This is a genomic window from Dyella sp. 2YAF14 (assembly GCF_052114725.1).
Taxonomy (GTDB): Bacteria; Pseudomonadota; Gammaproteobacteria; order Xanthomonadales; family Rhodanobacteraceae; genus Dyella.
Genome location: NZ_JBFRFH010000014.1, coordinates 1 through 25,784 on the forward strand (window position 1 = coordinate 1; position 25,784 = coordinate 25,784).

Here is a 25,784-nt window from a genome sequence, read left to right on the forward strand (position 1 = left end):
CTCCGTAGGCTGGTCGCGCACAAGTGCGCTCCTACAAAAAGAGCCGCCCAACAGCGTCGGACGTCGCGTGGCTCTTGATGTGGCTCTCCGCTCTCGGGGTCCCCGTATGACGCGGCGGGCGGGTGGAGGAAAGCCCGCAGGGTGGCCGCATGGATGCGGCCAGTTTTTCGACAGGACAGGGATGTCCTGTCGAAAAACCCCGTAACCCGCACGCGCACCTGGAGGGCCAACGGCCCGGAAGGCGCGTCATCCGGGGGGCCCTTCTCTTTGGTTACTTTCTCTTGGGCAAGCAAGAGAAAGTAACCCGGGCCGCGGCAGCGGCACGGAAGCCCGCGGCAGGCGAGCCAGATCGCGGTATCGCGACAACCGAACACCGAGGCTCTGGATGACCAGCTTCGCTGTTTAGAAGCGCCTCCGGCCGGCGCCGGAATGACGATCAAATGCCAGCCAGCACTGGGATGAGGATCAGAAATGCCCCCGCGAGCACCCTCCCCTCACCCTAACCCTCTCCCCGGCGGGGAGAGGGAGAAAAGCCAGGTGCCTTCCAACTAACTCCAACCAACCACCTCACTTAGTCTGCACACTCCCCAAACTCACAAACGGCAACGCACTACTCCCCGTATAAGTGGGCAAATGCCCATCCCACTTCTCAATCGCCGACATCTGCACGATGTTGGGATTTTCGCGCAGCGCATTACCCTTCAACTCAATCGCCTTGGCCTCCGCCGTGGCAATCGTGATCTGCGCCTGCGCACGTCCCTGTGCTTCAGCCTCCACCTTCTCCGCTTCGGCCCTGGCCTGCGCCACCTCGTTCTGGCGCTGCTCGGCCATCTGCGTGGCCTGGATCTTGGCGTTGATCGACTGCACGACGTTTTCGGGCAGGCGTAGCTCACCGATCCAGTAGATCTTCTCCACATTGATGCCGACGGCGGAAACTTCGTCGCTCACATCCTTCTGCACCGACTCGATCAGGCTGGCCTTGCCCTTGCCGTAGACCGATTCGATGTCCAGGTTCGAGGCCTCCTTGACCAGCGCGTCGCGGATCATGTTGCGCAGATAGACGTCCGTGATTTCGTCAATGCCCTTGCGGTACTTCTGGAAGATCAAGGTCACCTTGGACGGATCGATGTGGTACGTGATGCCCACGTCCGCGTTCACCGTGAGGCCTTGGGCGGTCTGGAAGCTGATCGATTCGTCCACTGCACGGCCTTCCATGGTGGAGCGCGTGAAGGTGTAGGTCTGGGTGAAGGTCGGGAAGGTGTACAGCTCGTAGCCCCAGCCCACCCAGTAGCGTCCGGGCGGCAATTCCTGCAATGCGCCTTTGTCATCGCCATACATCTGGAACTTCACGCCCACATTGCCCGCCGGCACTTTCGAGCAGGCGGCCAGCAGCAGGGCCGAAAGCGACAACGACAGCGTCAATACGCGTTTCATGGTGATCATTCCTTGTGAGTGAAACCGCGGCGCAGCAGCAGATAGCCCCACGCCAATAGCAAGGCCAGCAACGCCAGGCCGATCAGCACGGCCAGCGTGCTTGCGGCCGAGATCAGCTCCGGCCCGATGACAGCGACGTACAACAGCAGGCAGACGACGAACGGCCACAGCCGATGCGCCAGCCAGTCGACAAGCGTCTTCATGGTTTTCCCCGTGGTGATGATGGTTTGGCGAGTGCCGTATGGATGTCCGTTCGCAAGCGCCGCATCGACACGTCAGCGCGTCGAGACGGTGTGCGAAGGACAAAGTGCGTTGCTAACCCGTGGGTGCGATGACTCGCCGTGTATGGCGGGATGGGTCAGCGATAAGTAGCGTGCGAGCCTTCATATAAGCGCACTCCAGGCGCGCTGCAGGATGAGGACGGGGCGCACTCTACTCCGATTTTGGTGCGTTGCAACAAGTCAGCGCTGACGCAAATCCAGCACCACCGGCCTATTGACTACAGCTGTAGTCACGGCGTACGTTGACTACAGCTGTAGTCACCAGGAACCTTGGACATGGGCAAGCCAACCATCGGCGATCAGGAGCTGGCGCTCCTGCAATATCTCGCCGACAACAACAACGCATCGGTCGGCGAAGTGGCGACCGGATTCGGCGAACCGCGCGGCCTCGCGCGATCGACCGTGCTGACCATGATGGAACGCCTGCGCGGCAAGTCCTACCTGCGCCGCAAGCAGGTACAGGGCATGTATCGCTATAGCCCATCCACCGGGCCTGGCGAAGTCATGCGCAGCGCGGTGGGACAGTTCGTGGAGAAGACGCTCAGCGGTTCGGTATCGCCGTTCGTGGCATGGATGTCCGAACGCACGGACGTCAGCGACAACGAACTCGCCGAACTCGAAGCCCTGGTGCATCAACTGCAGACGCGCCGCAAGGAGACCTGACATGAGCGCCATTGCCTCTCTCGCACAGGAAGTGGTTGGCCGACTGGCCTGGACGTCGCTGCAGGCAGCACTGCTGGTAGGCGCCGTGTGGCTGCTCAACCGGCAGCTTCCGCGGCTTTCCGCGGCCACGCGCTCGCTGTTGTGGTGGCTGCTTGGCGTGCAGCTCCTGCTGGGCTTGTTGCTGCCCACGCCGGTGGCGCTGCCGCTGTTGTCGCCCACTTCTGCCGAAACCACGGTGATCACCACGGTATCGCCGAGCGAACACCGCATCGCCAGCATTGGCCAGAGCTCTGCGTCTTTCTCGGCAGAACCGGAAAGCGACGACCAAACCGTGATCGTGCGCTCCACTACGTCGACAGCAGCTGGCTGGACGCGCTGGTTACCGGCAGTCCTGGCGCTATGGCTTGCCGGTGTGGTCGTGCAGCTGCTCATCACGTTGCGTCACTGGCGCCAGGCACGCATCGTGGTTCGTGCATCGCGACCGCTAGCCGATGCCGCCTTGCAGACGCTGTGCGCCGAGCAGGCACATGCGATGGGGCTGCGTCGCTGTCCGTCACTGCGTGTCTCCGATGCGATCCGCTCCCCCCAGGTGAGCGGTGTGTGGCGGCCAGTGGTGTTGCTGCCCGCGAACCAGAACCTCTCCTCCGAAGAAAGCGCCCTGGCGCTCGCCCACGAACTCACCCATCTGCGTCGCGGTGATCTGTGGATGGGATGGATACCCGCGATCGCCCAGCGACTGTTCTTCTTTCATCCGATGGTGTCGTGGGCAATGCGCGAGTACGCCTTGAACCGCGAGGCCGCGTGCGACGCGCAAGTGGTGCATCAGCACGATGCCGCACCGCAGGATTACGGCCGTCTGCTGCTGCGCCTGGGTGTGGCGCATCCGCTGCATGCGGGTCTTGCCGGCGCGTCGCCGACTTTCCACAACTTGAAGAGGCGCTTGACCATGCTGCAGCTTAGCGATCAGGACACCACCTCGCGTGTGCGCAGCTGGTTGCTGGTTGCCGTGGTCGCTGCCATCGGCGTGCTGCCGTATCGGGTGACCCAGGCCAAGGGCGAGACGGCGTCCGCGCCGGCGAGTACCTCGAGCGTCCAGTCGGTTCCCGCGACACCCCCGACACCAGCCACACCGCTGACGCCGCCTACGCCGGCCACGCCAACGACGCCTGCTACGCCGAAGACCAAGCCGTCGCCGCGCGGCAGCATCACACCGCCGGCCGTCCCTCCGGTACCGCCGGCACCACCCGCGCCCAAGGCTCCGACACCGCCGCCTCCGCCGCCTCCGCCGCCCCCGCCGCCGGCCCCACCCGCACCGCCGGCGCCGCGTTCCGAAGGTTTCTCTGCGCATCACATCGATATCGACACGCATACCGATGCGCAATACGGCTTCGCCTTGCTCGACAAGGATTCGGTGATCATCAACGGCAGCGATCTGGATGTTACGACGGCTCGCAGCATGCGCGGGCAGTCAGAGCCGCTGTTGATGTTCCGTCGCGGCAACAAGTCCTATGTGATTCGCGATGAAACCTATCTCACCCGCGCCAAGGCGGCTTATGCGGCGGTGACCGAGCTGTCCAAGGAACAGGGCCGGCTCAGTGGCGAACAAGGTCGCGTGAGCGGTCAGGAGAGCGGCATCGGTGCGCGCCAGGGCGCGCTGGGCGAACGGTTGGCACGCATGGCCACGCGTGAAGCAGAGATCGCGGCACGACAGGCGCAGCGTCCGTCGTCCGATGGCGGCGACGCCGAGCGCGCGTCGTTCGAGTCTCAGCGCGCGGAGATCGATCGCGAGCGCGCCGGTCTCGAACGCGAACAGCAAGACCTCGAAAGGCAACAGGAAGCCTTGGCCAAACAGCAGGAAGCACTCGCCCATCGCGAGGAACAGGCCACCGAACAGGCGACCCAGCAGATGAGCCGTCTGCTGGACGAAGCGCTGGCCAAGGGCGTCGCACAGCCGGTAAGCAACCGCTAGCCACAACGTGGTGGCGTGCCCGGCGCGCCGCCACGAATCACAGCCCCATCGATCAACACACGCCCCGGTTTGCCGGGGCGACGGGTAACCGTTGCCCACGCGCAGCCGATTCATGCAGGGAAGGAGGCGACATGATTGGCTACTACGCGACAACCGCCATCAGCAGTCTGCGCCGCAGCAAGGCACTGGCCGCGCTGATGGTGCTGGTCATCGGCCTGGGCATCGGCGCCAGCATGACCATGATCACGATTTTCCATGTGCTCTCCGGTGATCCGCTGCCGGGTCGCAGCGGGCAGATCTATGCACCGGTGATCGACATCCGGCCGCTCGCCCGCGATCACAGCGAGTCCACTGAGCCGGACGGCAATTTCAGCTGGCCGGACGCCATGAATCTGCTGCACGCACGGCGGGCAGATCGGCAGGCCGTCATGGCGGGCGGCGCGGTTCCGGTGCGCCCGCCACAGAGCGGCGAGCTGCCGTTCTACGAAACGGGACGCTACGTGACGGCTGATTTCTTCAGCATGTTCAACGTGCCCTTTGCCGCAGGCACCGCCTGGCGCAGCGACGATGACGAGAACCATGCGCGCATCGTCGTGCTCAACCGCGACCTGGCGCGCAAGCTGTTCGGCAACGCGTCGGCGATCGGCCATAGCGTTCGCTTGAAGAACACCGACTTTCGCGTGGTCGGCGTGCTCGACGACTGGCACCCGCAGCCGCAGTTCTACGCACAAGTGGACGGCCGCGGATTCGGCAAGACCGACCAGTTCTTCCTGCCATTGCAGACCGCGCAGGATCTGGGGCTCGACTTCAACGGCCGCTTGTCCTGTTGGGACAGCGGTGGCGACGCCCGCACCAGCAACCACTGCGTGTGGCTGCAGTTGCTGGTGCAGCTGGACAGCACCGCCAAGGCGCAGGCGTACCGGCAATTCATTGGCAGCTACTGGCGCGACCAGCAGTCGCACGGCCGCATGCCACGCCCCGTCGACGCGCAGCTCTACGGCCTGATGGACTGGCTGACGCGCCAGCACGCCATCCCCGACGACCTGCGCCTGCAGCTATCGCTGTCGCTTGGCTTCCTCGCCGTGTGCATGCTCAACGTGGTCGGTCTGTTGCTTGCCACTTTTCTGCGTCGCGGCGGCGAGATCAGCGTGCGTCGTGCGCTGGGTGCGCGGCGTTGGGACATCTTTCTGCAACTGGGCGTGGAGTCGTGCGTGATCGGCCTGGCCGGCGGCCTGCTCGGATTGGGCATCGCCTGCCTGGGCTTGTGGAGCGTGCGCCAACGGCCCGACGGTTACGCGCAACTCGCGCAGATGGACGCGGGCATGCTGCTTGGCACCTTCCTGCTCGCCCTGGTGGCCAGCGTGATCGCAGGCCTGCTCCCCGCGTGGCGTGCCTGCCGCATACCTCCCGCCCTGCAACTGAAGACGCAATGAGGCCTGTCATGTCACATTCGCCCCTGATCGCCAGCCTGTCGCGCCACAAGCTCACCGTCTGCCTGCTGGTGATGCAGGTGGCGCTGACCTGCGCCATCGTCTGCAACGTCGCGTCCATCATCGGCCATCGCCTGGCGCAGATGCAGTTGCCCAGTGGCGTGGTGGAGAACGAGCTCGCCATGATCGAAAGCATCAGCGTCGACGAATCGGCCAACCACCTCGCCAAACACAACGCGGACATGGCGGTGCTGCGCGCGATCCCCGGCGTCACCATGGTGGCTGCGGTCGATGCCCTGCCCTTCAACGGCAACAACTGGAGCAACGGCATTTCGCTGGTGCCGAACGGGCCCGCGCCGGCCACCGCCACGGCATTCAACGGCACACAGGAAGAAGCACGCGTGCTCGGCATGCGTCTGGTGGCGGGACGGTGGTTTCTGCCGGAGGAATACATTGCGCTCGATGCGGCGCATGACTGGGCGGGCATCAACCGCGTGCCCTCCACCATCATCACGCGCGCCCTCGCCGCCAAGCTGTTTCCGGGTCAGGACCCGCTGGGCAAGGTGATCTATCCGGGAGATGGACCGGTGCGCATCGTCGGTGTCGTGGATCAGTTGCTGCGTCCCTCCCTGGGCGAGTCCGATGCGAGCGGTTACGCCACGCTGTTTCCCATGTTGCCGGACACGGCCGACATCACCTATGTGATGCGCACTGCGCCGCAGGACAGGGAGCGCGTGCTCAAGCAGGCACAACAGGTACTCGCCCGCCTCGACAACAACCGCGTGCTGAGACATCCGCAGACTTTCACGCAGCTGCGTGACGATTACTTTCGCCGTGATCGCACCATGATCACCTTGCTGCTCTCCGCGGCGCTTGGCTTGCTGCTGGTGACGGCTGCCGGCATCGCGGGTCTCGCCAGCTTCTGGGTGCAACAACGCCGGCGCTCCATCGGCATCCGCCGTGCGGTGGGTGCTACGCGACGGGACATCCTGCGGTATTTCCAGACGGAGAATGGGGTGATCGTTGGTGTGGGTGTCGTTCTAGGTGTGGTGCTTGCCTACGCGCTCAATATGCTCTTGATGCAGCATTACGCGTTGCAGCGGTTGCCATGGTTGTACGTGCCGGTTGGGGCGGTGTCGTTGTGTTTGCTGGGACAGTTGGCGGTGCTAGGGCCAGCGATGCGGGCGAGTTTGGTGCCGCCGGTGGTGGCGACCAGGGGGTAGGTGGGGATGTTTGCCTGGCGGATTCTGGATCGTCGTTGCGGCGCAGGCGGTTTTTGCTAGTCGTCGCGGCGCTGGCTGCGCCTCTGCCCGTCATCCCGACGCAGTCCGGAGGTGGTTTTCAACTGCCGTATGGGCTGGTCATCCAGAGCCTCGGTGTTTGGTTGTCGCGTTACGGCCAGGGTGCCGCCTACGCGGCGGGCGTTTCGATCGGCTGCCGCCGACCGAGTCACTTTTCTCTTGCTGGCCCAAGAGAAAAGTAACCCAAAGAGAATGGCCTGATAACGCCCGCAGCATCGTGTTGGGATAAGCCCGAACGCTTGAGGCGCGTCGTTGTGGGACAACCTCCGAGGGTACACAGCGGGTAGTTCAAAGCGCTGCGCAACGCGCCCGAATCGCTGAGGACTTAAAGCGGGGCCTCGCTGCGCATTGGCTTTATCCCATGCATGACGCACTGGTGCCGCGCCTGGCGCTTGTCTGTGGGAGCGCACCCTGTGCGCGACAGCCACGCCGGGGTGTATCGCTCCGTAGGTTTGTCGCGCACAGGGTGCGCTCCCACAGAAGAGCCGACCGGCAAGATTGATCCGCCATCCACGGACCTGCGCCCCCTTGTAGGAGCGCACTTGTGCGCGACCGCAGCGACTGGGTGTACCTCTTCGCAGGCTGGTCGCGCGCGAGCGCGCTCCTACATCAGAAAAACAAGCGCCCGAAAACGCCGGGCCGCGGCAGGCGAGCCAGATCGCGATAAGGCGGCGACCGAACGAAAGGTCACTGGATGACCAGCCATTCGGCTGTTGAAACGCGCCCCCTGCCCGTGCAGGGATGACGATCGAATGAGCGCAGCCGCCCCCTCAATCCTTCGGCGGCTTCATCTCAAACTCTTTCGGCGCCACATCTCCCGCCAGATTCCGCACAAAATAATCCCAACGCTTGCGCATCATGTAGTTGGCCGCGGCGCCATAGGTGTGATGCTCGTTGGGAAGCATCAACAAATCGAAATCCTTGTTCGCCTTGATCAGCGCATCGACAACCAGCAGCGTTTCGTACGGCGGTACGTTGTCGTCCATGGTGCCGTGGACCAACAGCAGGTGGCCCTTGAGGCCGGCGGCGTGGCTCTGGTTGGCCTGGTCGTCGTAGTTGCTCTTGCCGTCCTTGTCGGTGACCAGCAGCCCCTGCCACTTCTCGGCCCAATCGTCTTCGTAGTTGCGGTTGTCGTGGTTGCCGCTCTCGGCGATGCCGACCTTGAACAGGTCGGCGTAGCGGAACATCGCCGTCACCGTGGCGTTGCCGCCGCCGGAGTGGCCCCAGATGCCCACGCGATCCATGTCGATCCACGCATGACGTTTGCCGAGTTCCTTCAAACCGGCCACCTGGTCGGGCATGGTGTTGTCGCCGATATTGCCGAAGTACGCATCGTGGAAGGCCTTGGAGCGCCAGGGCGTGCCCATGCCGTCGATGGCAACCACGATGAAGCCCAGCTCGGCCAGCGCCTGGTGATCCGCGCGTGCGGGATTGAAGCTGCGTGAGCCCACCGAGCCGGTCTGCGGGCCGGGGTAGATGTAGTCGACCACCGGATATTTCTTCGACGGGTCGAACTGGGTGGGCTTGAACATCAGGCCGTACAGGTCGGTCTTGCCGTCGCGCGCTTTCACGGTGAACGGTTCGGGCGCCTTCCACCCGCGGGCCAGCAGGCGTGAGATATCGGCCTTGGCGATGGTGGACACCACATGGCCATCCTGTGCGCTACGCAGCACGGTGACCGACGGCGTGGTGGGTGTGGAGTAGGCGTCTGCGAATAGACGTCCATCCGGCGACAGGGTGATGGTGTGGTCAGCCGGCTCCGGCGCCAGCAGTACCGGCGCGCCGCCGTCCAGGCTGACTTTGTAGAACTGCTGGTAATACGGATCCACGCCCTGCTCGCGACCCACGCCGCGGAACCACAGCGTGCGCGAGGCAGCATCGAGCTTGAGCACCTCGGTGACATTGCCTTCGCCGGTGGTGATGGCGTGCTTGAGCTTGCCGCTGTCGAGGTCGTACAGATACAGGTTGCCCCAGTTGTTGCGCTCGCTGAACCACACCACTTCATGGCTGGCCGGCAGGTACTGCCAATTGACCTTGCCGATGCCGCTTTCGTAGTAAGTAGGCACGCTTTCGTTGAACACGGTGCGTATGTCGCCGGTGTGCACATCGGCCACGCGAAACCACGCCTGCTTGTGATCGCGCGAGGAGGATACGAAGGCCAGCGAGCTTGCATCGGCCGCCCATTGCACATCGTCCCAGCCGCCATTGCGGCCGCAGCTCACGTCATCGCACAAGGTGGAGCGATGCTGGTCCGGCTCCATCTTCAGGCGCAGCACCTTGCGTGTGTCGACGTCGACGATCACGCGTTCGATCATCGTCACGTCCTTGTCGCCGACCAGTGGATACTTCCACTTTTCGACCTTCGGGTGGCCCACGTTGGTGCCCACGACCACCATGTCGCCGGTCTTGCGCTGATCCTGCTGGAAGGTGGCAATGCGCCTGGAGTCCGGCGACCACACGAGGATGGCCTTGCTGCTGTGCTTCCAGCCCGCGTTGTCGGTGGCGTAACCGTAGTTTTCCACACCGTCGATGGTGAGCTGGGTTTCCTTGTGGGTGAGGACATCGCGCACCCATAGGTTCCAGTCGCGCACGAAGGCTTCGCTGTGCTTGTCGGGCGACAACACGCCCGGTTCGTTGCCCGTGCCGTCGATGCTTTCGTCACGGCCGAGAACGCAGACGATGTTGCCCTTCATGTCGCACAGGTAGTGTTTGCCGCGCAGGTTGACGTCCAGGCGGCCATCCGGCGCGGTGACAAATGTGGTGATGCCCAGCTTGTTCGCGCTGACGGACTTGCCAAGCACCTTGCCAAGGGCGACGGCGAGGGCCGCGTGGTCGAACGCGGGCTCGACCTTGCCGGTGCCAGCATCGACACGCAGGTAGCGATCGCCGGAGGCATCATGGTCGCGGTACCAGTAGTGGGTATCGTCGATCCAGGTCACCGTTTGCACGGCGTGGTCCACCAGGGGCGTGGCGTTGTAACCCACATAGCGCTCGGCGCGCGCGTAGTCGTCATGGGTGAGCGTACGCCCCTGTGCGACGGCGCCAGTCGAAAGCGCAATCAGCGCCGCCGCGCCCATCAGGCGCGCACCACGTGTGTTCAAGCTCATGTTTTAGTCCCCCGATCAATCGCGACATACAGGCGCGCATGGAAGAGCGGCCTGGGTATTGCCCGTAGTGTTACTCAGGTGGCGTTGGACTGCCATTGGTTTGGGTTGAGTTGTTCCAAGGGGAGCGGAGCGCGCACGAACACGAGGGTGGGAATGCCGCCTCTGCGCGACAAGCCTGAGGAGTGGTGTACCCAAGCGCTGCGGTCGCGCACAAGGTGCGCTCCTACAAGGGGACTCTCGGCTATTTGTGGGAGCGCACCCTGTGCGCGACCATCCTACGGAGCGGTACACCTCAGCGTGGCTGTCGCGCACAGGGTGCGCTCCCACAGACAAGAAGGCGCGGCAAGGAAAAGGGAGCCGATGCGCAGCGAGGCCCCGCTTTAAGTCCTCAGCGATTCGGGCGCGTTGCGCAGCGCTTTGAGGTACCCGCTTTGTACCCTCGGAGGTTGTCCCACAACCAGTCGCCTCGAGCGCTCGGGCTTATCCCAACACGATGCTGCGGGCGTTATCAGGCCATTCTCTTTGGGTTACTTTCGACGCGAAGCTAGTCCCGTGGGATCTCTTGGGCCAGCAAGAGAAAAGTGACTCGAGCGGCGGCAGCCGTTCGAAACGCCCGCCGCGTAGGCGGCACGCTGGCGGTAACGCGACGATCGGAGCGCACCGCTACTGGGTCCCGGCCTGCGCCGGGATGACGAGCAGGAAAGTGCACGGCTTATGCACGCGCACCACTCCACAACACCCCTCACGCAAACTTCAACAAACAAACCCCCACCGTGATCAACCCCAACCCCACCCACCCCTCCCCCCGCAACCTCTCCCCAAACACCGCGATCCCCAATACCGCCGTCGCCATCAACCCCACCCCGCCCCACACGCCATACGCCACCGACAACTGAATCCCGCGTATGGCAAAACTCAACGCCGTAAACGCCGCCAACGCGCACGCAATCGCGGCCACAGCCGGCCGCTTGTAGGCAAACCCATGCGACTGCTTCATCAGCACGTTGGCCGCGATCTCCAGCACGATCGCGATGGCGAGGTAAAGCAAATGGACAGGTTCGAACTCAGGAAGCATGACGGCTCCCTTCAGGCGCTTCGTCGGTGCCGCGCTCCAGCAGCACGATGCCGGCGATGATCAGGGCGATCGCCGCCAGCTTGATCGGCTTGAGGTCTTCGGCAAACAGCCAGGCGCTGCACAAGGTGATGAGTACCAGGCCCAGGCTTTCCCATGCGCCATAGGCCACTGCGAGCGGAATGACCTTCACCGCCATCGCCAGGCAGGTATAGGACAGCACCAGCATCACGTACATCGTCGACAGGCCGATGGTCAGGTAGCCGTGATGGGCGCCGAGCTTCATCGCCAACGTGCCGGCGACTTCGGTGACAATAGCCGCGGCCATGAAAAGCCAGTGACGCATGTGGTTCTCCTTGTCGGGCACCGCGACCCCATCCTACCCTCGCCCTCCCCGATCACGCCATGAACCCAATCAACGCCCTGTCCGCCACTCCCACGCTGCCTGAGGCACGCCTGCTCGAGATGGTGTTTCCCGATCACACCAACCACCTGGGCACGCTGTTCGGCGGACAGGCCTTGGCATGGATGGACAAGGCGGCCTTCATCGTCGCCTCGCGCCACGCCCGTCGCACGGTGGTCACCGCGCGCTCCGAAGAAGTGAATTTCAAGGTGCCCGTGCGCACGGGCCAGCTGGCCGAACTGGTTGCACGTATCGTGCACGTGGGCCACAGCTCGATGACGGTGGAAGTGGAACTGACGGGCGAAGACCCGCTCACCGGCGATCGCCGCGTCTGCACCACCGGCCGTTTCGTGATGGTTGCGCTCGACTCGAACGGCACGCCGGCGACGGTGCCGCCGTTGCCGGTCGTCTAAACGCTGGCCGCCCGCGGCGGCCTGCACTCAGCGCAGATGCAGCCAGTGCAGGTGGACGCCGTTGTCGCGGTCTTCCGCGCGGAAACCTTCGCGGCCCTCGACCACGATGCCCCACACGCTGCGCAGTTTTTCGCCCTGCGGCTCATCCACCCGCACCTGCTCGCCCAGCGCAATGGCATAGCGGGTTTCGAGCATCATCACCTGGTCGCGTTCCCACACCAGCACGGCGGGGCGGCCGCTGGAAGCGCCCCAGCCCAGGTGGATCTGCACATCCTTGGGGGTATAGGTGCCGCGGTTGTCGAGCTTCCAGTTTTCTGATCGACGCAATAACGCCTGCAGGCGAGGATCGGCCCAATCCACGCGATTACCCTTCACGTGCGGCTTGTGTGCGTTCATGCGTTTGCTACATCCCATCGGGCGATACGACAGCGTCGCGGCGTTTGGCACGGCGACAACAGGACACCGCGCCATCGTCGTGGTCGGATGTCGCGTATGCCCGGTTATCGGCCGTGCGGGGGCGAACTTGAGGCTGGCCCGCCCTGCCTAGCGACGCGTCTTCAGCGGGTGATCGAGGCCGCCGGCGGTGCGCATCATCAGTTGCCGCGCAAACGAAAGATGTCCCGCCACGGGCACCACGCCGTCGCGGATCCAGCGCAGCCACGGCGGCCGTCCATGTACCACGCGCGTCAGCGCGCCGATGCGGCGCACGACGGACTTGTGCACGGCGTGGCGTAGCGAGGCATAGTCGTTCATCCGGCCCATGTCGCCGGCCAGTGCGTCGGCGGCGCAATCGGCATAGACATAGGCGTCCTCGATCCCCAGGTTCATGCCGCGCGCGCCGATCGGCGAATGGATGTGCGCGGCGTCGCCACCCAGCGCCACGCGCCCCACGCCAGCCTGCGATGCCACGCGATGGCTGACGTGGAATTGCGATTCCCACGACACCTGGCCCAGCGTGCCGTAGCGGCGCATGCTCGCCAGCGGATCATGCGTGTTGCCGATCACCCGCCACACGTCGTTGGCGAGCCGCAGCAGGAAGATGAAGCCGTCGCGCTCGAACAGGATGTGAGCGCGATTGGGATCGAACGAGGTCTGCATCGCCACGTCCCACAGCAACCAGGGTTCGGCCAGGCCGCTGCCGGGAAAATCGAGCTTCAGCGCGGCACGCGTGGCGCTGCGCGCGCCATCGGCGCCGAACAGCAGACGGCTGGTGACCTGCTCGGCGCCGCCATCGGCGTGCTGCAGGGTGGCCGTGACTTCGGTGAGGTCTTGCGACAACGCGTGGAAGGTGACGCCGCGCTCCACCGTCACGCCTTGCGCCGCCAGGGCCTTGGCCAGCAGCGCCTCGGTACGCGCCTGCGGCAGCACGGTCATGACCGATCGCGCGTCCTGTGCGGGCGGCAGGTCGAACGCGAGCACATCGTGGCCGTCCTCGTGCAGGGTGGCGCCGCGCACGGGCCATCCTTCGGCGACGATCTGGTCGGCGACACCGGTGCTCTGGAGCATCTCCAGCGTCCGGCTGTTCACCGCCAATGCCTTGGATGTCGTGGCTGCCGCGTGGGCCGTATCGATGATGCGCACGGATACACGCCGATGGGCGAGCAACAATGCTGCGGCCAGCCCCGTGGGACCGGCGCCGACGATAAGCACGTCGGGATGGGTCGATGCCATGCTCGCCTCTCCGAGCCCCTGACACCGGGAGTCTGCCGCCAACGTGCGTGGTCCCAGCGTCAAGAGAGCCCTGCGTGCGCGCATGCGGAAGCGATCAGGACAGCCCTAGCCCATTTGGCACCCCGCCCAGCACTATGGCTTGACGCGCCGGCCAGCCATACTGCGCCGCGAACCCACCGGAGGCTTTCCTATGCGTGCCCCGTTCGTCGCGTTCGTACTTTTTGTGGCGCTGCCCTGCTTCGCCGACACTCCCGCTCCCACCGACTCGCTGGCCACGCCGCCAGCCAATGCGCAGCGCTTTTCCATCGTGTCCACTGCCGGCAAGCACGGCAGCTCGGCGCGCTGGGTGACTGCCGACGGCACGCATATGGGCCGCGAAAGCCTGTTGCTGCGCGGCATGGTGACCGAAGTGGACAGCAGCACGACGCTGGGCCGTGACGGCATGATTGAGCGCGTGGTGATCCGCGGCCACACGCCCAACGGCGATGCCGGCGAGACGTTTGCCGTGCAGTCGGGCACGGCCAGTTGGAAGAGTCCGGTGGACGCGGGTTCCGCGCCGTACAGCGCGCCGGCCGAATACGTCGCCTTTGGCGGTCCCTTCGACCTCAATGCCGACCTGGTCGAAAAATTGCTGGCCGCGCCAGACAAGACGCTCACGCTCCTGCCCGGCGGCAAGGCGCACGCGGAAAAACTCACCGTCGCTACCGTGGGCGATGGCGCCAACAAACAGCAAGTGACCGCTTATGCGGTGACCGGCCTCAGCAACACGCCGGTGCCGGTGTGGGTGGATAAGTCCGGGCACTTCTTCGGCTTCGTCAATGGCCTGACGTGGCTGCCGGAAGGCTATGAATCCGCGCTTCCAGTGCTGGAGAAGGCCCAGACTGCTGCGCTCGCCCAGCACGCCAAGGCCATCGTGCCCAAGCTGCTCAAGACGCCGCCCGGCCCGGTGGCATTCACCAACGTGCGCGCCTTCGTGGACGGCACGCGTTTTGTGGACGGCCAAACGGTGCTGGTGGACAAGGGCGTGATTACCGCCGTGGGCGATGCCGCCTCGATCACCGTGCCCAAGAACGCGCAGGTGATCGACGGCAAGGGCAAGACCCTGGTGCCCGGCCTGTGGGATTCACACCAGCATGTGCCCGATGACGCCAGCGGCCCGATGCTGCTGTCGCTGGGCATCACCTCGGTGCGCGATCCGGGCAACATCAACGAGCAGACGCTCTCGCGCGCCCAGCGTCGCGCCAAGGGTGAATTGCTGGGGCCGCACGTGTATCCGTCGATGCTGATCGACGGCAAGGGCCCGAACACAGCGCAGGTCGCCACCGTGGCGACTTCGCAGGAGGAGGCGATCAAGCTGGCCGACCGCGCCAAGGCCGATGGCTTCAGCGCGATCAAGATCTATGGCACGTTCAACCCGGCCTGGGTGAAGGCGACCGCCGCCGAGGCGCACAAGCAAGGCCTGCACGTGCATGGCCACCTGCCTGCCGGCATGCGTCCGAAGGAAGCCATCGACGATGGCTACGACGAGATCACCCACATCTACTTCGTGATGATGCAGGCGATGCCCGACGAGGTGGTCAAGGCGTCCAATGGCATGGGACGTTTCGAAGGCCCGGGGCGCTATGCGCGCAACGTGGATCTGGACAAGGAGCCGATGAAGTCGCTGATCGCCACCATGGCCCAGCGCCACATCGCCTCCGATCCCACCCTGGTGATCGCCGAAAGCCTGTACGTGCCAGAGAACGGCGATCTCTCGCCTTCGTACGCACCCTACGTCGGCACGCTGCCGCCTGCCGTAGAACGCGGCTTCCGCCAGGGTGGTTTCACGGTGCCCAAGGACCTCACGCGGGCCGACTACCGTGCCAGCTTCGCCAAACTTCAGGCGCTGGTGGGCGCGATGCACAAGGCGGGCGTGCCGATAGTCGCCGGTACCGATGGCACCGGGCTGGAGCTGGTGCGCGAGCTGGAGCTCTACGTGCAGGCCGGCTTCACCAATGCCGAAGCACTCGCCAGCGCCACCGCGGTTACAGCTCATCTGGTGGGCGCCGACGCGCACACCGGCAGCATCCAAAAGGGCAAGAACGCAGACCTGGTCCTGGTCGACGGCAACCCGGCGGAGAATATCGGCGACCTGCGCCATACCGAGGTGGTGATGATGGACGGCAAGCTGATGGACGCCAGCGCGCTGCGCACTGAAGGCGGCATCAGCAAGCGACCCGCCTGGGAGGAATAAGGCCTACCGGCGACCACGTCTGAGGAGCAAGCGCCATGACGCACCTGCTGATCTTCCTGCTGATTTTTGCCGGTGTGTTTGGCTGCGCGCTGCTGGGCATGTATGCGCGCACGCGCTTGCCCAATCATCACCTGGATGAGGATTCGGCCTCGTCCATCAAGCTGGCCGCCGGCCTGATCGCCACCATCGCCGCGCTGGTGCTGGGCTTGCTGATCTCGTCGGCCAAGACCTCGTATGACGCGGTCAACGGCGATCTGCAGCGCAACGCGGTGAATATCCTGCGCCTCGATCGCGCGCTGGCGCAGTACGGACCCGAGGCCCAACCGCTGCGCGAGACGCTCAAGCGCAGCTATACCAACGGGGTGGACTTGCTGGCCTCGGGTGACCGCGCGCGGATCGCGCAGCTCGACAGTCCGCAGATCCTCAGCCACGTCAGCGAATTCCAGCGCCGCGTTGGCGCACTGACCCCCACCACGCCGGCCGAGCAGCAATTGAAGGACCGCGCGCTCGATATTTCCGACGAGGTATTCGCTGCACGCTGGCTGGCGCTGATGCAGAAGAACGGCACCATCCCGATGACGCTGTTGCTGGTGCTGGCCGCATGGCTGTGCGTGATCTTTGGCACGTTCGGGCTGTTCGCCCCGCATAACCACACGGTGCTGTTCTTTTTTCTGATATGTGCCCTGTCGGCTTCCGGGGCGATCTACGTGATCCTGGAAATGGATACGCCGCTGACCGGCGTAGTCAGGGTGTCGGTGGCGCCGATGCGCGAAGCGATCAGCCAGATGGATCGGTAGCGCTCAACGCACCTCGCCCATCACCTCGACGATCCAGTCGATGAACACGCGCAAGCGCAACGGCAACTGCCGCTGCGACTGGTACAGCACGCTGATCGGGAACGATGGCGGCGGCATCGCCGGCAGCAGCTCGATCAGCGTGCCGCTGGCCAGTGCCTCGTCCACCCGATAGCGCGGAAACTGCGCGATGCCGAGCCCTGCCTCGCAGCAGGCGAGGTAAGCCTCGGTACCGCTCACCACAATCGGCGCGGGCAGCGTCACTTCGCGCATGCGCTTGCCCACCATGAATTCCAGTGGCGAGGTGCGGCGCGTGGTGGGGGATGCCCAGTCCACCGCCACGTGTCCGTTTTGCAGATCCGCCAGCGTCTGCGGCATGCCATGACGCTGCACGTAGGCGACGCTTGCCACGGTGGCCTGCGAGAGATTGGCCACGCGCCGGCCGACCATGGTCGAATCGGGCAGATCGCCGGCACGCAGCACGCAGTCCACGCCTTCGCGCACCAGATCGATAAAGCGGTCGCTGGTGCCGATATCCAGCTCGATCTTCGGATAGCGCGCAAGAAATTCCGGCAGCGCCGGAATCAACACCAGGCGCGCCAGCGAGGAGGCCAGGTCGATGCGCAATCGACCCTTGGGCACCGCGGCCGCCTCGCGAAAATCCGCCTCCACCGCATCGAGGTCCGCAAGCAGGCGTACGCAATGGTTGTAATAAACCTCGCCATCGCGGGTGGGCCGCACCTGCCGGGTGGTGCGCTGGAGCAGGTGGGCGCCCACGTGTTCTTCCAGCCGCTTGATGGTGTGGGTCAGGGTGGCGCGCGGCAGGCTGAGGTCATCGGCCGCGCGGGTAAAGCTGCCCATTTCGACGATACGGGTGAAGACCCGCATGGCTTGCAGACGATCCATGGCGATTGTTGACCATTTCGACAACAGACATGGCGATTATTGAGCATTTATCGCCAGACTGTCATGACTAACAATGCATGGCCAGCCTCCCCACCCTCCCAAGGAACGCCCCATGCATATGCGACAGCTCGGCAAGAATGGTCCCTCCGTCTCCGCCCTCGGCCTCGGCTGCATGGGCATGAGCGATTTCTACGGCAGCCAGCGCAACGACGCCGAATCGATCGCCACCATCCACCACGCACTGGAACGTGGCTTCAACTTCCTCGACACCGCCGATGTCTACGGCCCGCACACCAATGAGGTGCTGGTGGGCAAAGCGCTCAAGGATCGCCGCGAGCAGGCCTTCCTCGCCACCAAGTTCGGCATCGTGCGCGATCCCAACGACCCGGCCAAGCGCGGCATCAATGGCCGCCCCGAGTATGTACGTGCCTCCTGCGAAGCCAGCCTCAAGCGACTGGGCGTGGAATACATCGACCTCTACTACCAGCACCGCGTGGACATCGACGTGCCGATCGAGGAAACCGTGGGCGCCATGGCCGAGCTGGTGAAGGCCGGCAAGGTGCGCCATCTGGGTTTGTCCGAAGCCTCCGGCGCCACGCTGGAGCGGGCGGCCAAGGTGCATCCGATCGCGGCGCTGCAGGTGGAATTTTCGCTGTGGACGCGCGATCCGCAGGAGAACGGCATGCTCGAATCCTCGCGCAAGACCGGCACCAGCATCGTGGCGTATTCGCCGCTGGGTCGCGGTTTTCTCACCGGCGCTTTCCGCAGCCCGGAGGATTTCGAAGCTGACGACTACCGCCGCCAGAGCCCGCGTTTCCAGGGCGAGAATTTCTTCCGCAACCTGGAACTGGTGGACAAGGTGAACGCGATTGCCGCCGAGAAGGGCTGCACGCCGGCTCAGCTGGCGCTGGCCTGGGTGCTGGCACAGGGTGAGAATGTGTTCGCCATTCCCGGCACCCGCTATCGCGACCGGCTGGATGAAAACCTGGGTGCGATGGATGTGACGCTCGATGCGGCTGAACTGCGGGCGATCGATGCCGTGTTCCCGCCGGACGTCGCCGCGGGTGCGCGCTACGCCGGGCCGATGATGCATACGGTGAATCGCTGATTTCGCAGGCTCCTGGCTGGCCTGACAAACGGCCATCCAGTTTCTGACCAAACGGGTAAGACTTCGCTTACATCGAAATCTCGAAGCCTCGGGCAATCTAACCAGGTCGCGGTTTCCACGAACCCCGGCAGCCCGGATCGGTCGCCCCCCTAGAGCCGATCCGTGAGGCCCCCGAAAGGGGGCCTTTTTTTATGGGCCACTCACGGCCACTGCGTGCTTCGCTCACCGGGCGGATCGGCTTGTTCACGCCCATAGGCAACGCTCAGTTGGATGCGGCGTGCCATGCCTCCCGTTCATCGGCATCCAGCTCCAGGGCTACCGCCCGATGTTCCGCCGCCGATTGCATCGCAGCCTCGATCACCGCCATCACCGTGATCGCCTGGCGCGCCGTGACGGGAGCGGGGCCTCGCCCGAGCACTGCGTCGCGGAAGGCCGCGTAATAGCGACTCTGGTCGCCCCGGGGCGTGGTCAGATGCGTGACCTGGCCGTCACCGTCGTACAGCAGCAGATCATCCGGATCGATGCCCCATTCAGCGTTGCCGGGACGCATGCCGGCGATCAGTTGCGCTTCCTGCACGTCGATCTTCGGCTTGACCAGGCTGCCCTGCGTGCCGTGCACGGTGAAGCGCGCACTGCCGCCCGCCACCAGCATGCCCGCGTGCAGGATCACGCGACGCTCGCCGTACTCGAGCACCACATGCGCCCAGTCGGTGACTTCACCGCCATCGCGCTGGGTGGCCAGACTGGCCCATACGCGCTCGGGCAAACCGAACAGCGACAAGGCCTGATCCACCAGATGCGGCCCCAGGTCGTACCACAGGCCGCTGCCCGCGCCCGCCTGCTCGCGCCAGCGTGCACGCACCTGCGGACGAAAGCGGTCGATATGCGATTCGAAATGCGTCACCTCGCCCAGCGTGCCCTGCGCGATCAGCTGCCGCACGCCGAGGAAGTCGCTATCCCAGCGACGATTCTGGAACACCGACAGCACGCGCCCCTGCTGCTGGGCGATGGCGGCCAGGTTGCGGGCCTGCGCCAGATCGAGCGCGAAGGGCTTGTCCACCACCACGTGCTTGCCCGCTTCCAGCGCGGCGCGCGCCAGCGGCGCATGGGTGTCGTTGGGCGAGGCGATCACCACGATGTCCACCTGGGGATCCGCAAGAACTTTTGCGATGTCGGCGATGACGTCCACCTCAGGCAAGTCCGCGCGCACCTTGTTGGCATCGCGCGATACCACCGTGCGCAGCGCCAGGCCGGGCACGCTGCGGATCAGGGACGCATGGAAGGTCTTGCCGGCAAATCCATAGCCGATCAGCGCCACGTGCAAGGGAGTGGAGGGGTCGTTCATCGTGACTCGGGCGGTACGGGGGAGACCCATGATAGGCCACCGCCGTCGACGATCCGTCGGAAACGGCTTCGCGCCGCGCTAACGTTTTCGCGCGCACCATCCGCAGCGATTCCGCTTGTGCCGAGGATGCCGCCATGTCACTCCGTCCCGTGCTGATCGCCGCCCTGCTCGCGGCCGCTGGTGTGAGCAGCCACGTCGTCGCGCAGGATGCGCCGGCCGCCAATGCGCCGCAGGCCAAGCGCACCATCCTCGACCAGCACGAGCAAAGCGGTGTGCCGGGCACCGAGATCGTGCTTGGCACGGCCGATATTCCTCCCGGCGGCGCGGTGGGCTGGCATATGCACAACGGCGATGAATCGGGTTATGTGCTGAAAGGCAATCTCGTGCTCAAGACGCGCGGCAAACCCGATCAGGTGCTGAAGGCGGGCGATCACTTCTTCAATCCGCGCGGCGCCGTGCACAGTCTTGCGGCGGCACCGGGCAGCGACGGCGGCACAGCGCTATCGACGTGGATCATCGACAAGGGCAAGCCGCTGGCCGAGCCGGTGAAGTGACGCATTACTGCGTTCTCAAGAATACGCGCTGAGTGTGACAACCGCTGCCGCGCGTCATCGCGCCGCACAGCACTTAGGTCACCACTGACAGAAATTCCGCTGAAATTCGCTGCGGAACGAGGCGTTCGTGCGCGTGGCACTTCACGAACAAGTCACCGCCACGATGTTACTCAACCACCCCGTCTGCCCTTGTATCGATAGGGACGGGGTTATGCGCGAAGGCTTGCAACGACGGCCGTGTCATCCGGCGAAGCCCTGCAACAGCGGCGCCCATCGACATCACGCTACATACCCGCCCCCTAAGCTGCTCTTCGCCTGCTTGATGACCGCGCTGTCATCATCCGCCTTCGCGAACTGCGCACTGCAGCCCGATGGCGTCACCGTCATCTGCAATACCAACGCGCCCAATCCCTATACCAGCAGCATCAATGCGATCACGGTGGGCAGCGGCACACTCGTCATTCCGGGCAATGGCGCCAAAGTGATCGTCAATACCGGTGCAGGCATCGCCACCACCGGCGCCGCCGTGCAGGTGAACAACAACAGCTCGGTCACCAATGGCGGCAGCATCAGCACGACCTTCATCAATGCCTATGGCATATGGGCGGGTGATCCCAACAATGCATCGAGCACCACCGTCGGCTTCGGCAACACACTGGAGAACGACGGCACGATCAGGACCACGGGCAGCAATTCGGTCGGCATCTTTGCGCGCACTGCCAATCGTACGGCCGGCAATGTCCTGATCAATCGCGGCAGGATCGATACCTTCGGCTCGATTTCCGGCACCAGCCCACGGTCATCGTCCGCCGGCATTCGCTCAGACAGCGTGGTGGCCAGCACCATCCTCAACTACGGCATCGTGGCGGCCCACGGCGCGTACGCAACGATTGCCAGCGGCAACACCGTGGCAATCGCCGGCAATGGCGTGGAAATGGCGGGCCCCGGCACCTTCACCAACGAAGCCGGCGCCAGCGTGACCAGCGACAACGCTTATGGTTTCTACGGCAACGGTCCCAATGCGAACGGCATCACGGTGATCAATGCGGGCACGCTCAGCGGCAGCCGCGGTGCCATCCTGTTCGGCGCGGGACAGTCCAACAACACGGTGATGCTGGAAGCGGGTTCCACCACCACGGGCTCGATCAACGCAGGCGTGGGCGGCAGCAATAACACGCTGGTGTTCGATGGCTTTAGCTCCACCGCGTTTGCCAACGCCATTCCCAACTGGCAACTGGTGGCGCTGCGCAACAGCGCGAATGTCACGCTATCCGGTGCCAGTTATGCGCTGACCAATCTATCGCTTGACCCGGGTACGACAGCGACTTTCACCGCACCTGCGTTGACCATCGGTGGGCAGATCAATGACAACGGCACGCTCGTGTTCGCCAGCGCGAGCAATCTCAATATCACCGCGCCTATCCAGGGCAGCGGTGCGGTGACGCAGGCGGGCAACGGCACGCTGGTGCTGTCGGGTGCCGGCACATACACGGGGCCAACCACCGTCGCCAGTGGAATATTGCAAGCCGGCGGCGCCAACCTGCTCTCGCCTGCCAGCGCGTTCAACGTCAACAGTGGCGCCACGCTGGATCTGGGTAACGCCAATCAGACCATCGGCAGCCTCGCGGGCGCGGGCGCCGTGAACCTGGGTGCGGGGACACTCACCACGGGCGGTCTGGGAACATCCACGTCCTTTGGCGGCGTGATCGCCGGGGGCGGCGGGCTGGTAAAAACCGGCGCCGGCAGCATGACGCTCACCGGCGCCAACAGCTACACCGGCGGTACCACCATCAGCAGTGGCGCGTTGCAGTTGGGCGATGGCGGCAGCACAGGCAGCATCGTCGGTGACGTGACTGACAACGGCTCGCTGGTGTTCAACCGCAGCGATGTCTCGACCTACGCGGGCACGATTTCCGGCGCTGGATCGGTCACGCAACAAGGCACCGGCACTACCGTGCTCACGGCCAACCATACCTACACCGGCGGCACCACGATCAATGCGGGAACACTGCAACTGGGCGATGGCGGCAGCAGTGGCAGCATCGTTGGCGACGTGGTGGACAATGGCGCCCTCGTATTCAACCGCGGCGACGTGTCGACATACGCGGGCGTGATATCCGGCGCAGGTTCGGTGACGCAGCAAGGCGCCGGAACCACCGTGCTCACTGGCAACAGCACCTATGGCGGCGGCACCACGATCAATGCGGGTGCACTGCAACTGGGCGATGGCGGCACCAGCGGCAGCATCGTCGGCGACGTGGTGGACAACGGTGCCTTGGTGTTCAACCGCAGCGATATCTCGACCTTCGCAGGCGCGATTTCCGGTGCCGCATGGGTAACGCAGCAAGGCACTGGCACCACCGTGCTCACCGCTGGCAACACTTACGCCGGTGGCACCACGATCAGCGCAGGAACGCTGCAACTAGGCGATGGCGGCAGCAGTGGCAGCCTGGTCGGCGACGTCATCGACAACGGCGCGTTGGTGTTCAATCGCAGCGACAACACGACGTTTTCCGGCCTTATTTCCGGTAGCGGCTTGGTGACGCAGCAGGGCACCGGCACTACGGTGCTCACCGCCAACAACAGCTATACCGGCGGCACTACCATCAGTGCCGGCACCTTGCAGCTGGGCAATGGCGGCGCCAGTGGCAGCATCGTCGGCGACGTGACCAACAACGGCGCGCTCGTCTTCAATCGGAACGATGTGTCAACGTTCGCCGGTGCGATCTCCGGCAGCGGCGCGGTGATTCAGCAAGGCACGGGCACTACGGTGCTCACCGGCAACAGCAGCTATACCGGCGGCACCACGATACAAGCAGGCATGCTTCAGCTAGGCAATGGTGGCACCAGCGGAAGCATCGTCGGTGATGTCACGAACAACGGGCGACTGATCATCGATCGCTCAGACACGGCCACCATCCCTGGCGTCATTTCCGGCACCGGCAGCGTGAAGCAGCTCGGCAGCGGCACCACGATCTTCACCGGCGACAACACCTATACCGGCGGCACGGTGATCGCCAACGGAGCCTTGCAACTGGGCAACGGCGGAACGAGTGGCAGCATCGTGGGCGATGTGCAGGATGGCGGCACGCTGGTCTTCAACCGCTCGGACACGGTCACCTTCAACGGCGTCATCAGCGACTGGACGAATACCACGCCCGACCCGATTGGCAGTTTGCAGCAGAACGGCACTGGCACCACCGTGCTTACCGCACTCAATACTTACAGCGGCACGACGTCGGTGAATGCAGGCACGCTGGTGGTGGGCAACGTGCCCAACAGCACCGCAGCGATTGCGGGCGGCGGCGCGGTGCATGTGGCCGGCGGCGCCACGCTGGGCGGCTACGGCATGATCGGCAATTTCGACGGTTCGGGTGGTCCGGTGACCAACGACGGCACGATTGCCGTGGCCGATGCGCTGCCGTTGTTCCAGGGCGGCAGCAAGGGCGACTTTTCGATCAACGGCACGTTGACCAACAACAACCTGATCCAGCTGGCGGGCGCAGGCGTGGGCAACAGCTTGTTCGTCGGCAACCTGGTGGGTCAGGGCAATTCGCGTATCGCGATGAATACCGTGCTGAGCGACGACACATCCAACTCGGATTTGCTGGTCGTCAGCAAAGGCACCACCAGCGGGCATACGGTGCTCAATATCACCAACGTCGGCGGCCTGGGCGCCACCACGCCGGGTAACGGCATTCTGGTGGTGGCCGCCTCCGGGCTGGCGGTCACCACGCCCGATGCTTTCGCGCTCGGCACGTCGCTGGAGGCTGGCCCTTATCAATATGCCTTGTTCAAGGGTGCACGCGATGCGTCGTCGCCCGAATCCTGGTATCTGCGCTCGGAAGATCCCAGTCCTCCCGCCGAGGTGCTCGATGCGCTGGGCATTACGATGCCCGCGCCTGGTACGCCGACGGCGACGCGACCCTATGTGGCGTATTACCGGCCTGAGGTATCGCTGTACACCGCCCTCCCTTCGATGGCGCTCAACTACGGCAGGGCGCTGATAGGCACGTTGCACGAGCGCGTGGGCGAAGAGGAACAGCTGCGCGATCTGTCGGGCGATGGTTTCGGCGCCAGCGGCGTGTGGGCACGCGTGATCGGTCAGGACGGGCAATGGGATGCGAAGAGCGGCGGCATCTATCGCGATGGTCCTTCGTTCGACGACAACATGGTCGCGGTGCAAGCTGGTCTGGATCTTTATCGCGATGAACACGACGACGGCGCACGCGACTTTGCCGGCGTACTCTCGTCGGTCGGCCACGGCCATGGTGGCGTGACCAACTACGACGACACCTCGGCGGGCAACGACCGCTTTGATTCCTATTCCATTGGCGGCTACTGGACGCGCTTTGGCGCGAAGGACTGGTACCTCGATGGCGTCGTTCAAGGCACCTGGTACGACGCCAAGTCATCGAACGAACAGCAGAGTCTTGCCACCCACGGATTTGGCACGACGCTGTCGCTGGAGGGCGGCTACCCGTTCACCTTTGCCAGCGGCTGGTCACTCGAACCGCAGAGCCAGGTGATTTACCAGTCGCTGCATCTCAATAGTGCGAACGATAGCTCGGCGCACGTGCAGTTCCGCGACGCCGATTCACTCGCCGCACGCCTGGGCGGGCGGGCGTCGCGTACCTGGGAGTGGGACCAGACGAGCAAGCCCCGCCTGCTGTCGGGGTGGTTCTTCGCCAACCTCTGGCATGAGTTCAAGTCCGATGCGGTCACCCTGTTCTCCTCGCAGACCGGCAATATCCCGTTCCATTCGGATCTGGGCGGCAGCTGGTGGGAGTTGGGCACCGGCCTGAGCGCGCAGTTGAGCAAGAGCGCGTCGCTGTATGCCACGATCAGCTATGACAAGGGTTTCAACGACGGCGTGAAGGCTGTCAACGGAAACCTGGGCATGCGCATTAACTGGTAGGCGCCTCCGCAGTGAAGCCGTTCAGGCCAGGCCTAAGTCGGCGCTAAGCAAACCGCCACTGCGCATCACCCCTGTGAAACGGAACTGTCAAATGGCGAACCCACGCTAGTGCACTGAATCCAGCCACTACTCGGGCCGCCATGTCTTCCTCTTTCCGTCGGCGCTATCACGCGTCGCAGCTT

General features: G+C 64.5%; 19 protein-coding genes. 10 read left to right on the forward strand and 9 right to left on the reverse strand.

Features of this window, described 5'->3' with window-relative positions; translation table 11 throughout:
* Positions 1–567 precede the first annotated feature (567 nt).
* Both AB4Y82_RS16990 and AB4Y82_RS16995 read right to left on the reverse strand, forming a co-directional pair.
* On the reverse strand, positions 568–1,434 hold the full coding sequence (locus AB4Y82_RS16990) for an SPFH domain-containing protein (protein WP_441604860.1): 867 nt from the start codon (positions 1,432–1,434) through the stop codon (positions 568–570).
* Positions 1,435–1,439: 5 nt separating this feature from the next.
* Entirely contained in the window at positions 1,440–1,637 is a 198-nt protein-coding gene (locus AB4Y82_RS16995; RefSeq protein ID WP_441604861.1) for a hypothetical protein, read from the reverse strand.
* Positions 1,638–1,991: 354 nt separating this feature from the next.
* Between AB4Y82_RS16995 and AB4Y82_RS17000 the strand changes: the two genes are divergently transcribed.
* The 4 genes from AB4Y82_RS17000 (at position 1,992) to AB4Y82_RS17015 (ending at position 7,000) form a co-directional block, all read left to right on the forward strand.
* Positions 1,992–2,378 (forward strand): BlaI/MecI/CopY family transcriptional regulator, encoded by a 387-nt coding sequence (locus AB4Y82_RS17000; protein WP_441604862.1) that lies wholly within the window; start codon positions 1,992–1,994, stop codon positions 2,376–2,378.
* Between the two features lies 1 nt (position 2,379).
* Positions 2,380–4,347, forward strand: a complete 1,968-nt coding sequence (locus tag AB4Y82_RS17005) for a M56 family metallopeptidase (protein ID WP_441611511.1) — start codon at positions 2,380–2,382, stop codon at positions 4,345–4,347.
* Between the two features lie 131 nt (positions 4,348–4,478).
* A complete protein-coding gene (locus AB4Y82_RS17010) occupies positions 4,479–5,780 on the forward strand; it encodes an ABC transporter permease (protein ID WP_441604864.1) in 1,302 nt (433 codons plus the stop codon).
* An 8-nt stretch (positions 5,781–5,788) separates the two neighbouring features.
* Positions 5,789–7,000 (forward strand): ABC transporter permease, encoded by a 1,212-nt coding sequence (locus tag AB4Y82_RS17015; protein ID WP_441604865.1) that lies wholly within the window; start codon positions 5,789–5,791, stop codon positions 6,998–7,000.
* An 848-nt stretch (positions 7,001–7,848) separates the two neighbouring features.
* Here the strand turns inward: AB4Y82_RS17015 and AB4Y82_RS17020 are convergent.
* The 3 genes from AB4Y82_RS17020 to AB4Y82_RS17030 all read right to left on the reverse strand — a co-directional run bounded on the left by AB4Y82_RS17020 (position 7,849) and on the right by AB4Y82_RS17030 (position 11,603).
* The gene (locus tag AB4Y82_RS17020) at positions 7,849–10,185 is read right to left on the reverse strand and encodes a DPP IV N-terminal domain-containing protein (protein ID WP_441604866.1); all 2,337 of its coding nucleotides are present in this window, start codon (positions 10,183–10,185) and stop codon (positions 7,849–7,851) included.
* Positions 10,186–10,927: 742 nt separating this feature from the next.
* A complete protein-coding gene (gene mdtI, locus AB4Y82_RS17025; RefSeq protein ID WP_441604867.1) occupies positions 10,928–11,260 on the reverse strand; it encodes a multidrug/spermidine efflux SMR transporter subunit MdtI in 333 nt (110 codons plus the stop codon).
* Positions 11,250–11,603, reverse strand: a complete 354-nt coding sequence (locus AB4Y82_RS17030; protein ID WP_441604868.1) for an SMR family transporter — start codon at positions 11,601–11,603, stop codon at positions 11,250–11,252. Before AB4Y82_RS17030 ends, mdtI begins: the two co-directional genes overlap by 11 nt.
* Positions 11,604–11,662: 59 nt before the next feature.
* Here AB4Y82_RS17030 and AB4Y82_RS17035 point away from each other — a divergent pair, with 59 nt between their 5' ends.
* Positions 11,663–12,073, forward strand: a complete 411-nt coding sequence (locus AB4Y82_RS17035) for an acyl-CoA thioesterase (protein ID WP_441604869.1) — start codon at positions 11,663–11,665, stop codon at positions 12,071–12,073.
* A gap of 27 nt (positions 12,074–12,100) precedes the next feature.
* Here the strand turns inward: AB4Y82_RS17035 and AB4Y82_RS17040 are convergent, their stop codons facing one another.
* Together AB4Y82_RS17040 and AB4Y82_RS17045 are read right to left on the reverse strand one after the other, a co-directional pair.
* A complete protein-coding gene (locus tag AB4Y82_RS17040) occupies positions 12,101–12,469 on the reverse strand; it encodes a hypothetical protein (RefSeq protein WP_441604870.1) in 369 nt (122 codons plus the stop codon).
* A 147-nt stretch (positions 12,470–12,616) separates the two neighbouring features.
* Positions 12,617–13,744 carry an FAD-dependent oxidoreductase gene (locus AB4Y82_RS17045; protein WP_441604871.1) on the reverse strand — a complete coding sequence of 376 codons (1,128 nt, stop codon included), beginning with the start codon at positions 13,742–13,744 and terminating at the stop codon, positions 12,617–12,619.
* A 190-nt stretch (positions 13,745–13,934) separates the two neighbouring features.
* On the opposite strand from AB4Y82_RS17045, the gene AB4Y82_RS17050 reads away from it, so the two are divergent.
* Positions 13,935–15,977, forward strand: coding sequence for an amidohydrolase family protein (locus AB4Y82_RS17050; RefSeq protein WP_441604872.1), 2,043 nt, complete (start codon positions 13,935–13,937; stop codon positions 15,975–15,977).
* 35 nt (positions 15,978–16,012) lie between these two features.
* Positions 16,013–16,774, forward strand: a complete 762-nt coding sequence (locus AB4Y82_RS17055) for a bestrophin-like domain (RefSeq protein WP_441604873.1) — start codon at positions 16,013–16,015, stop codon at positions 16,772–16,774.
* A 3-nt stretch (positions 16,775–16,777) separates the two neighbouring features.
* On the opposite strand, the gene AB4Y82_RS17060 is transcribed toward AB4Y82_RS17055, so the two are convergent.
* On the reverse strand, positions 16,778–17,677 hold the full coding sequence (locus AB4Y82_RS17060) for a LysR substrate-binding domain-containing protein (protein ID WP_441604874.1): 900 nt from the start codon (positions 17,675–17,677) through the stop codon (positions 16,778–16,780).
* Between the two features lie 112 nt (positions 17,678–17,789).
* Between AB4Y82_RS17060 and AB4Y82_RS17065 the strand changes: the two genes are divergently transcribed.
* Positions 17,790–18,785, forward strand: a complete 996-nt coding sequence (locus AB4Y82_RS17065; RefSeq protein ID WP_441611513.1) for an aldo/keto reductase — start codon at positions 17,790–17,792, stop codon at positions 18,783–18,785.
* 262 nt (positions 18,786–19,047) lie between these two features.
* Here AB4Y82_RS17065 and AB4Y82_RS17070 read toward each other — a convergent pair whose 3' ends face one another.
* Positions 19,048–20,130: an oxidoreductase gene (locus AB4Y82_RS17070; protein ID WP_441611514.1), complete on the reverse strand. Its 1,083-nt coding sequence runs from the start codon at positions 20,128–20,130 to the stop codon at positions 19,048–19,050.
* Between the two features lie 134 nt (positions 20,131–20,264).
* Between AB4Y82_RS17070 and AB4Y82_RS17075 the strand changes: the two genes are divergently transcribed.
* Together AB4Y82_RS17075 and AB4Y82_RS17080 are read left to right on the forward strand one after the other, a co-directional pair.
* A complete protein-coding gene (locus tag AB4Y82_RS17075) occupies positions 20,265–20,684 on the forward strand; it encodes a cupin domain-containing protein (RefSeq protein ID WP_441604877.1) in 420 nt (139 codons plus the stop codon).
* A gap of 322 nt (positions 20,685–21,006) precedes the next feature.
* The gene (locus tag AB4Y82_RS17080; RefSeq protein WP_441611516.1) at positions 21,007–25,602 is read left to right on the forward strand and encodes an autotransporter-associated beta strand repeat-containing protein; all 4,596 of its coding nucleotides are present in this window, start codon (positions 21,007–21,009) and stop codon (positions 25,600–25,602) included.
* Positions 25,603–25,784: the final 182 nt, after the last annotated feature.

Bases quoted from the DNA above. Each gene is read 5' to 3' on its own strand.
- AB4Y82_RS16995 (WP_441604861.1), bottom strand. From the start codon at position 1,637: ATGAAGACGCTTGTCGACTGGCTGGCGCATCGGCTGTGGCCGTTCGTC.
- AB4Y82_RS17080 (WP_441611516.1), top strand. From the start codon at position 21,007: ATGACCGCGCTGTCATCATCCGCCTTCGCGAACTGCGCACTGCAGCCC.
- AB4Y82_RS17005 (WP_441611511.1), top strand. From the start codon at position 2,380: ATGAGCGCCATTGCCTCTCTCGCACAGGAAGTGGTTGGCCGACTGGCC.
- mdtI (WP_441604867.1), bottom strand. From the start codon at position 11,260: ATGCTTCCTGAGTTCGAACCTGTCCATTTGCTTTACCTCGCCATCGCG.
- AB4Y82_RS17040 (WP_441604870.1), bottom strand. From the start codon at position 12,469: ATGAACGCACACAAGCCGCACGTGAAGGGTAATCGCGTGGATTGGGCC.
- AB4Y82_RS17045 (WP_441604871.1), bottom strand. From the start codon at position 13,744: ATGGCATCGACCCATCCCGACGTGCTTATCGTCGGCGCCGGTCCCACG.
- AB4Y82_RS17060 (WP_441604874.1), bottom strand. From the start codon at position 17,677: ATGGATCGTCTGCAAGCCATGCGGGTCTTCACCCGTATCGTCGAAATG.
- AB4Y82_RS17065 (WP_441611513.1), top strand. From the start codon at position 17,790: ATGCATATGCGACAGCTCGGCAAGAATGGTCCCTCCGTCTCCGCCCTC.
- AB4Y82_RS17010 (WP_441604864.1), top strand. From the start codon at position 4,479: ATGATTGGCTACTACGCGACAACCGCCATCAGCAGTCTGCGCCGCAGC.
- AB4Y82_RS17015 (WP_441604865.1), top strand. From the start codon at position 5,789: ATGTCACATTCGCCCCTGATCGCCAGCCTGTCGCGCCACAAGCTCACC.
- AB4Y82_RS16990 (WP_441604860.1), bottom strand. From the start codon at position 1,434: ATGAAACGCGTATTGACGCTGTCGTTGTCGCTTTCGGCCCTGCTGCTG.
- AB4Y82_RS17075 (WP_441604877.1), top strand. From the start codon at position 20,265: ATGTCACTCCGTCCCGTGCTGATCGCCGCCCTGCTCGCGGCCGCTGGT.
- AB4Y82_RS17070 (WP_441611514.1), bottom strand. From the start codon at position 20,130: ATGAACGACCCCTCCACTCCCTTGCACGTGGCGCTGATCGGCTATGGA.
- AB4Y82_RS17055 (WP_441604873.1), top strand. From the start codon at position 16,013: ATGACGCACCTGCTGATCTTCCTGCTGATTTTTGCCGGTGTGTTTGGC.
- AB4Y82_RS17000 (WP_441604862.1), top strand. From the start codon at position 1,992: ATGGGCAAGCCAACCATCGGCGATCAGGAGCTGGCGCTCCTGCAATAT.
- AB4Y82_RS17050 (WP_441604872.1), top strand. From the start codon at position 13,935: ATGCGTGCCCCGTTCGTCGCGTTCGTACTTTTTGTGGCGCTGCCCTGC.
- AB4Y82_RS17035 (WP_441604869.1), top strand. From the start codon at position 11,663: ATGAACCCAATCAACGCCCTGTCCGCCACTCCCACGCTGCCTGAGGCA.
- AB4Y82_RS17020 (WP_441604866.1), bottom strand. From the start codon at position 10,185: ATGAGCTTGAACACACGTGGTGCGCGCCTGATGGGCGCGGCGGCGCTG.
- AB4Y82_RS17030 (WP_441604868.1), bottom strand. From the start codon at position 11,603: ATGCGTCACTGGCTTTTCATGGCCGCGGCTATTGTCACCGAAGTCGCC.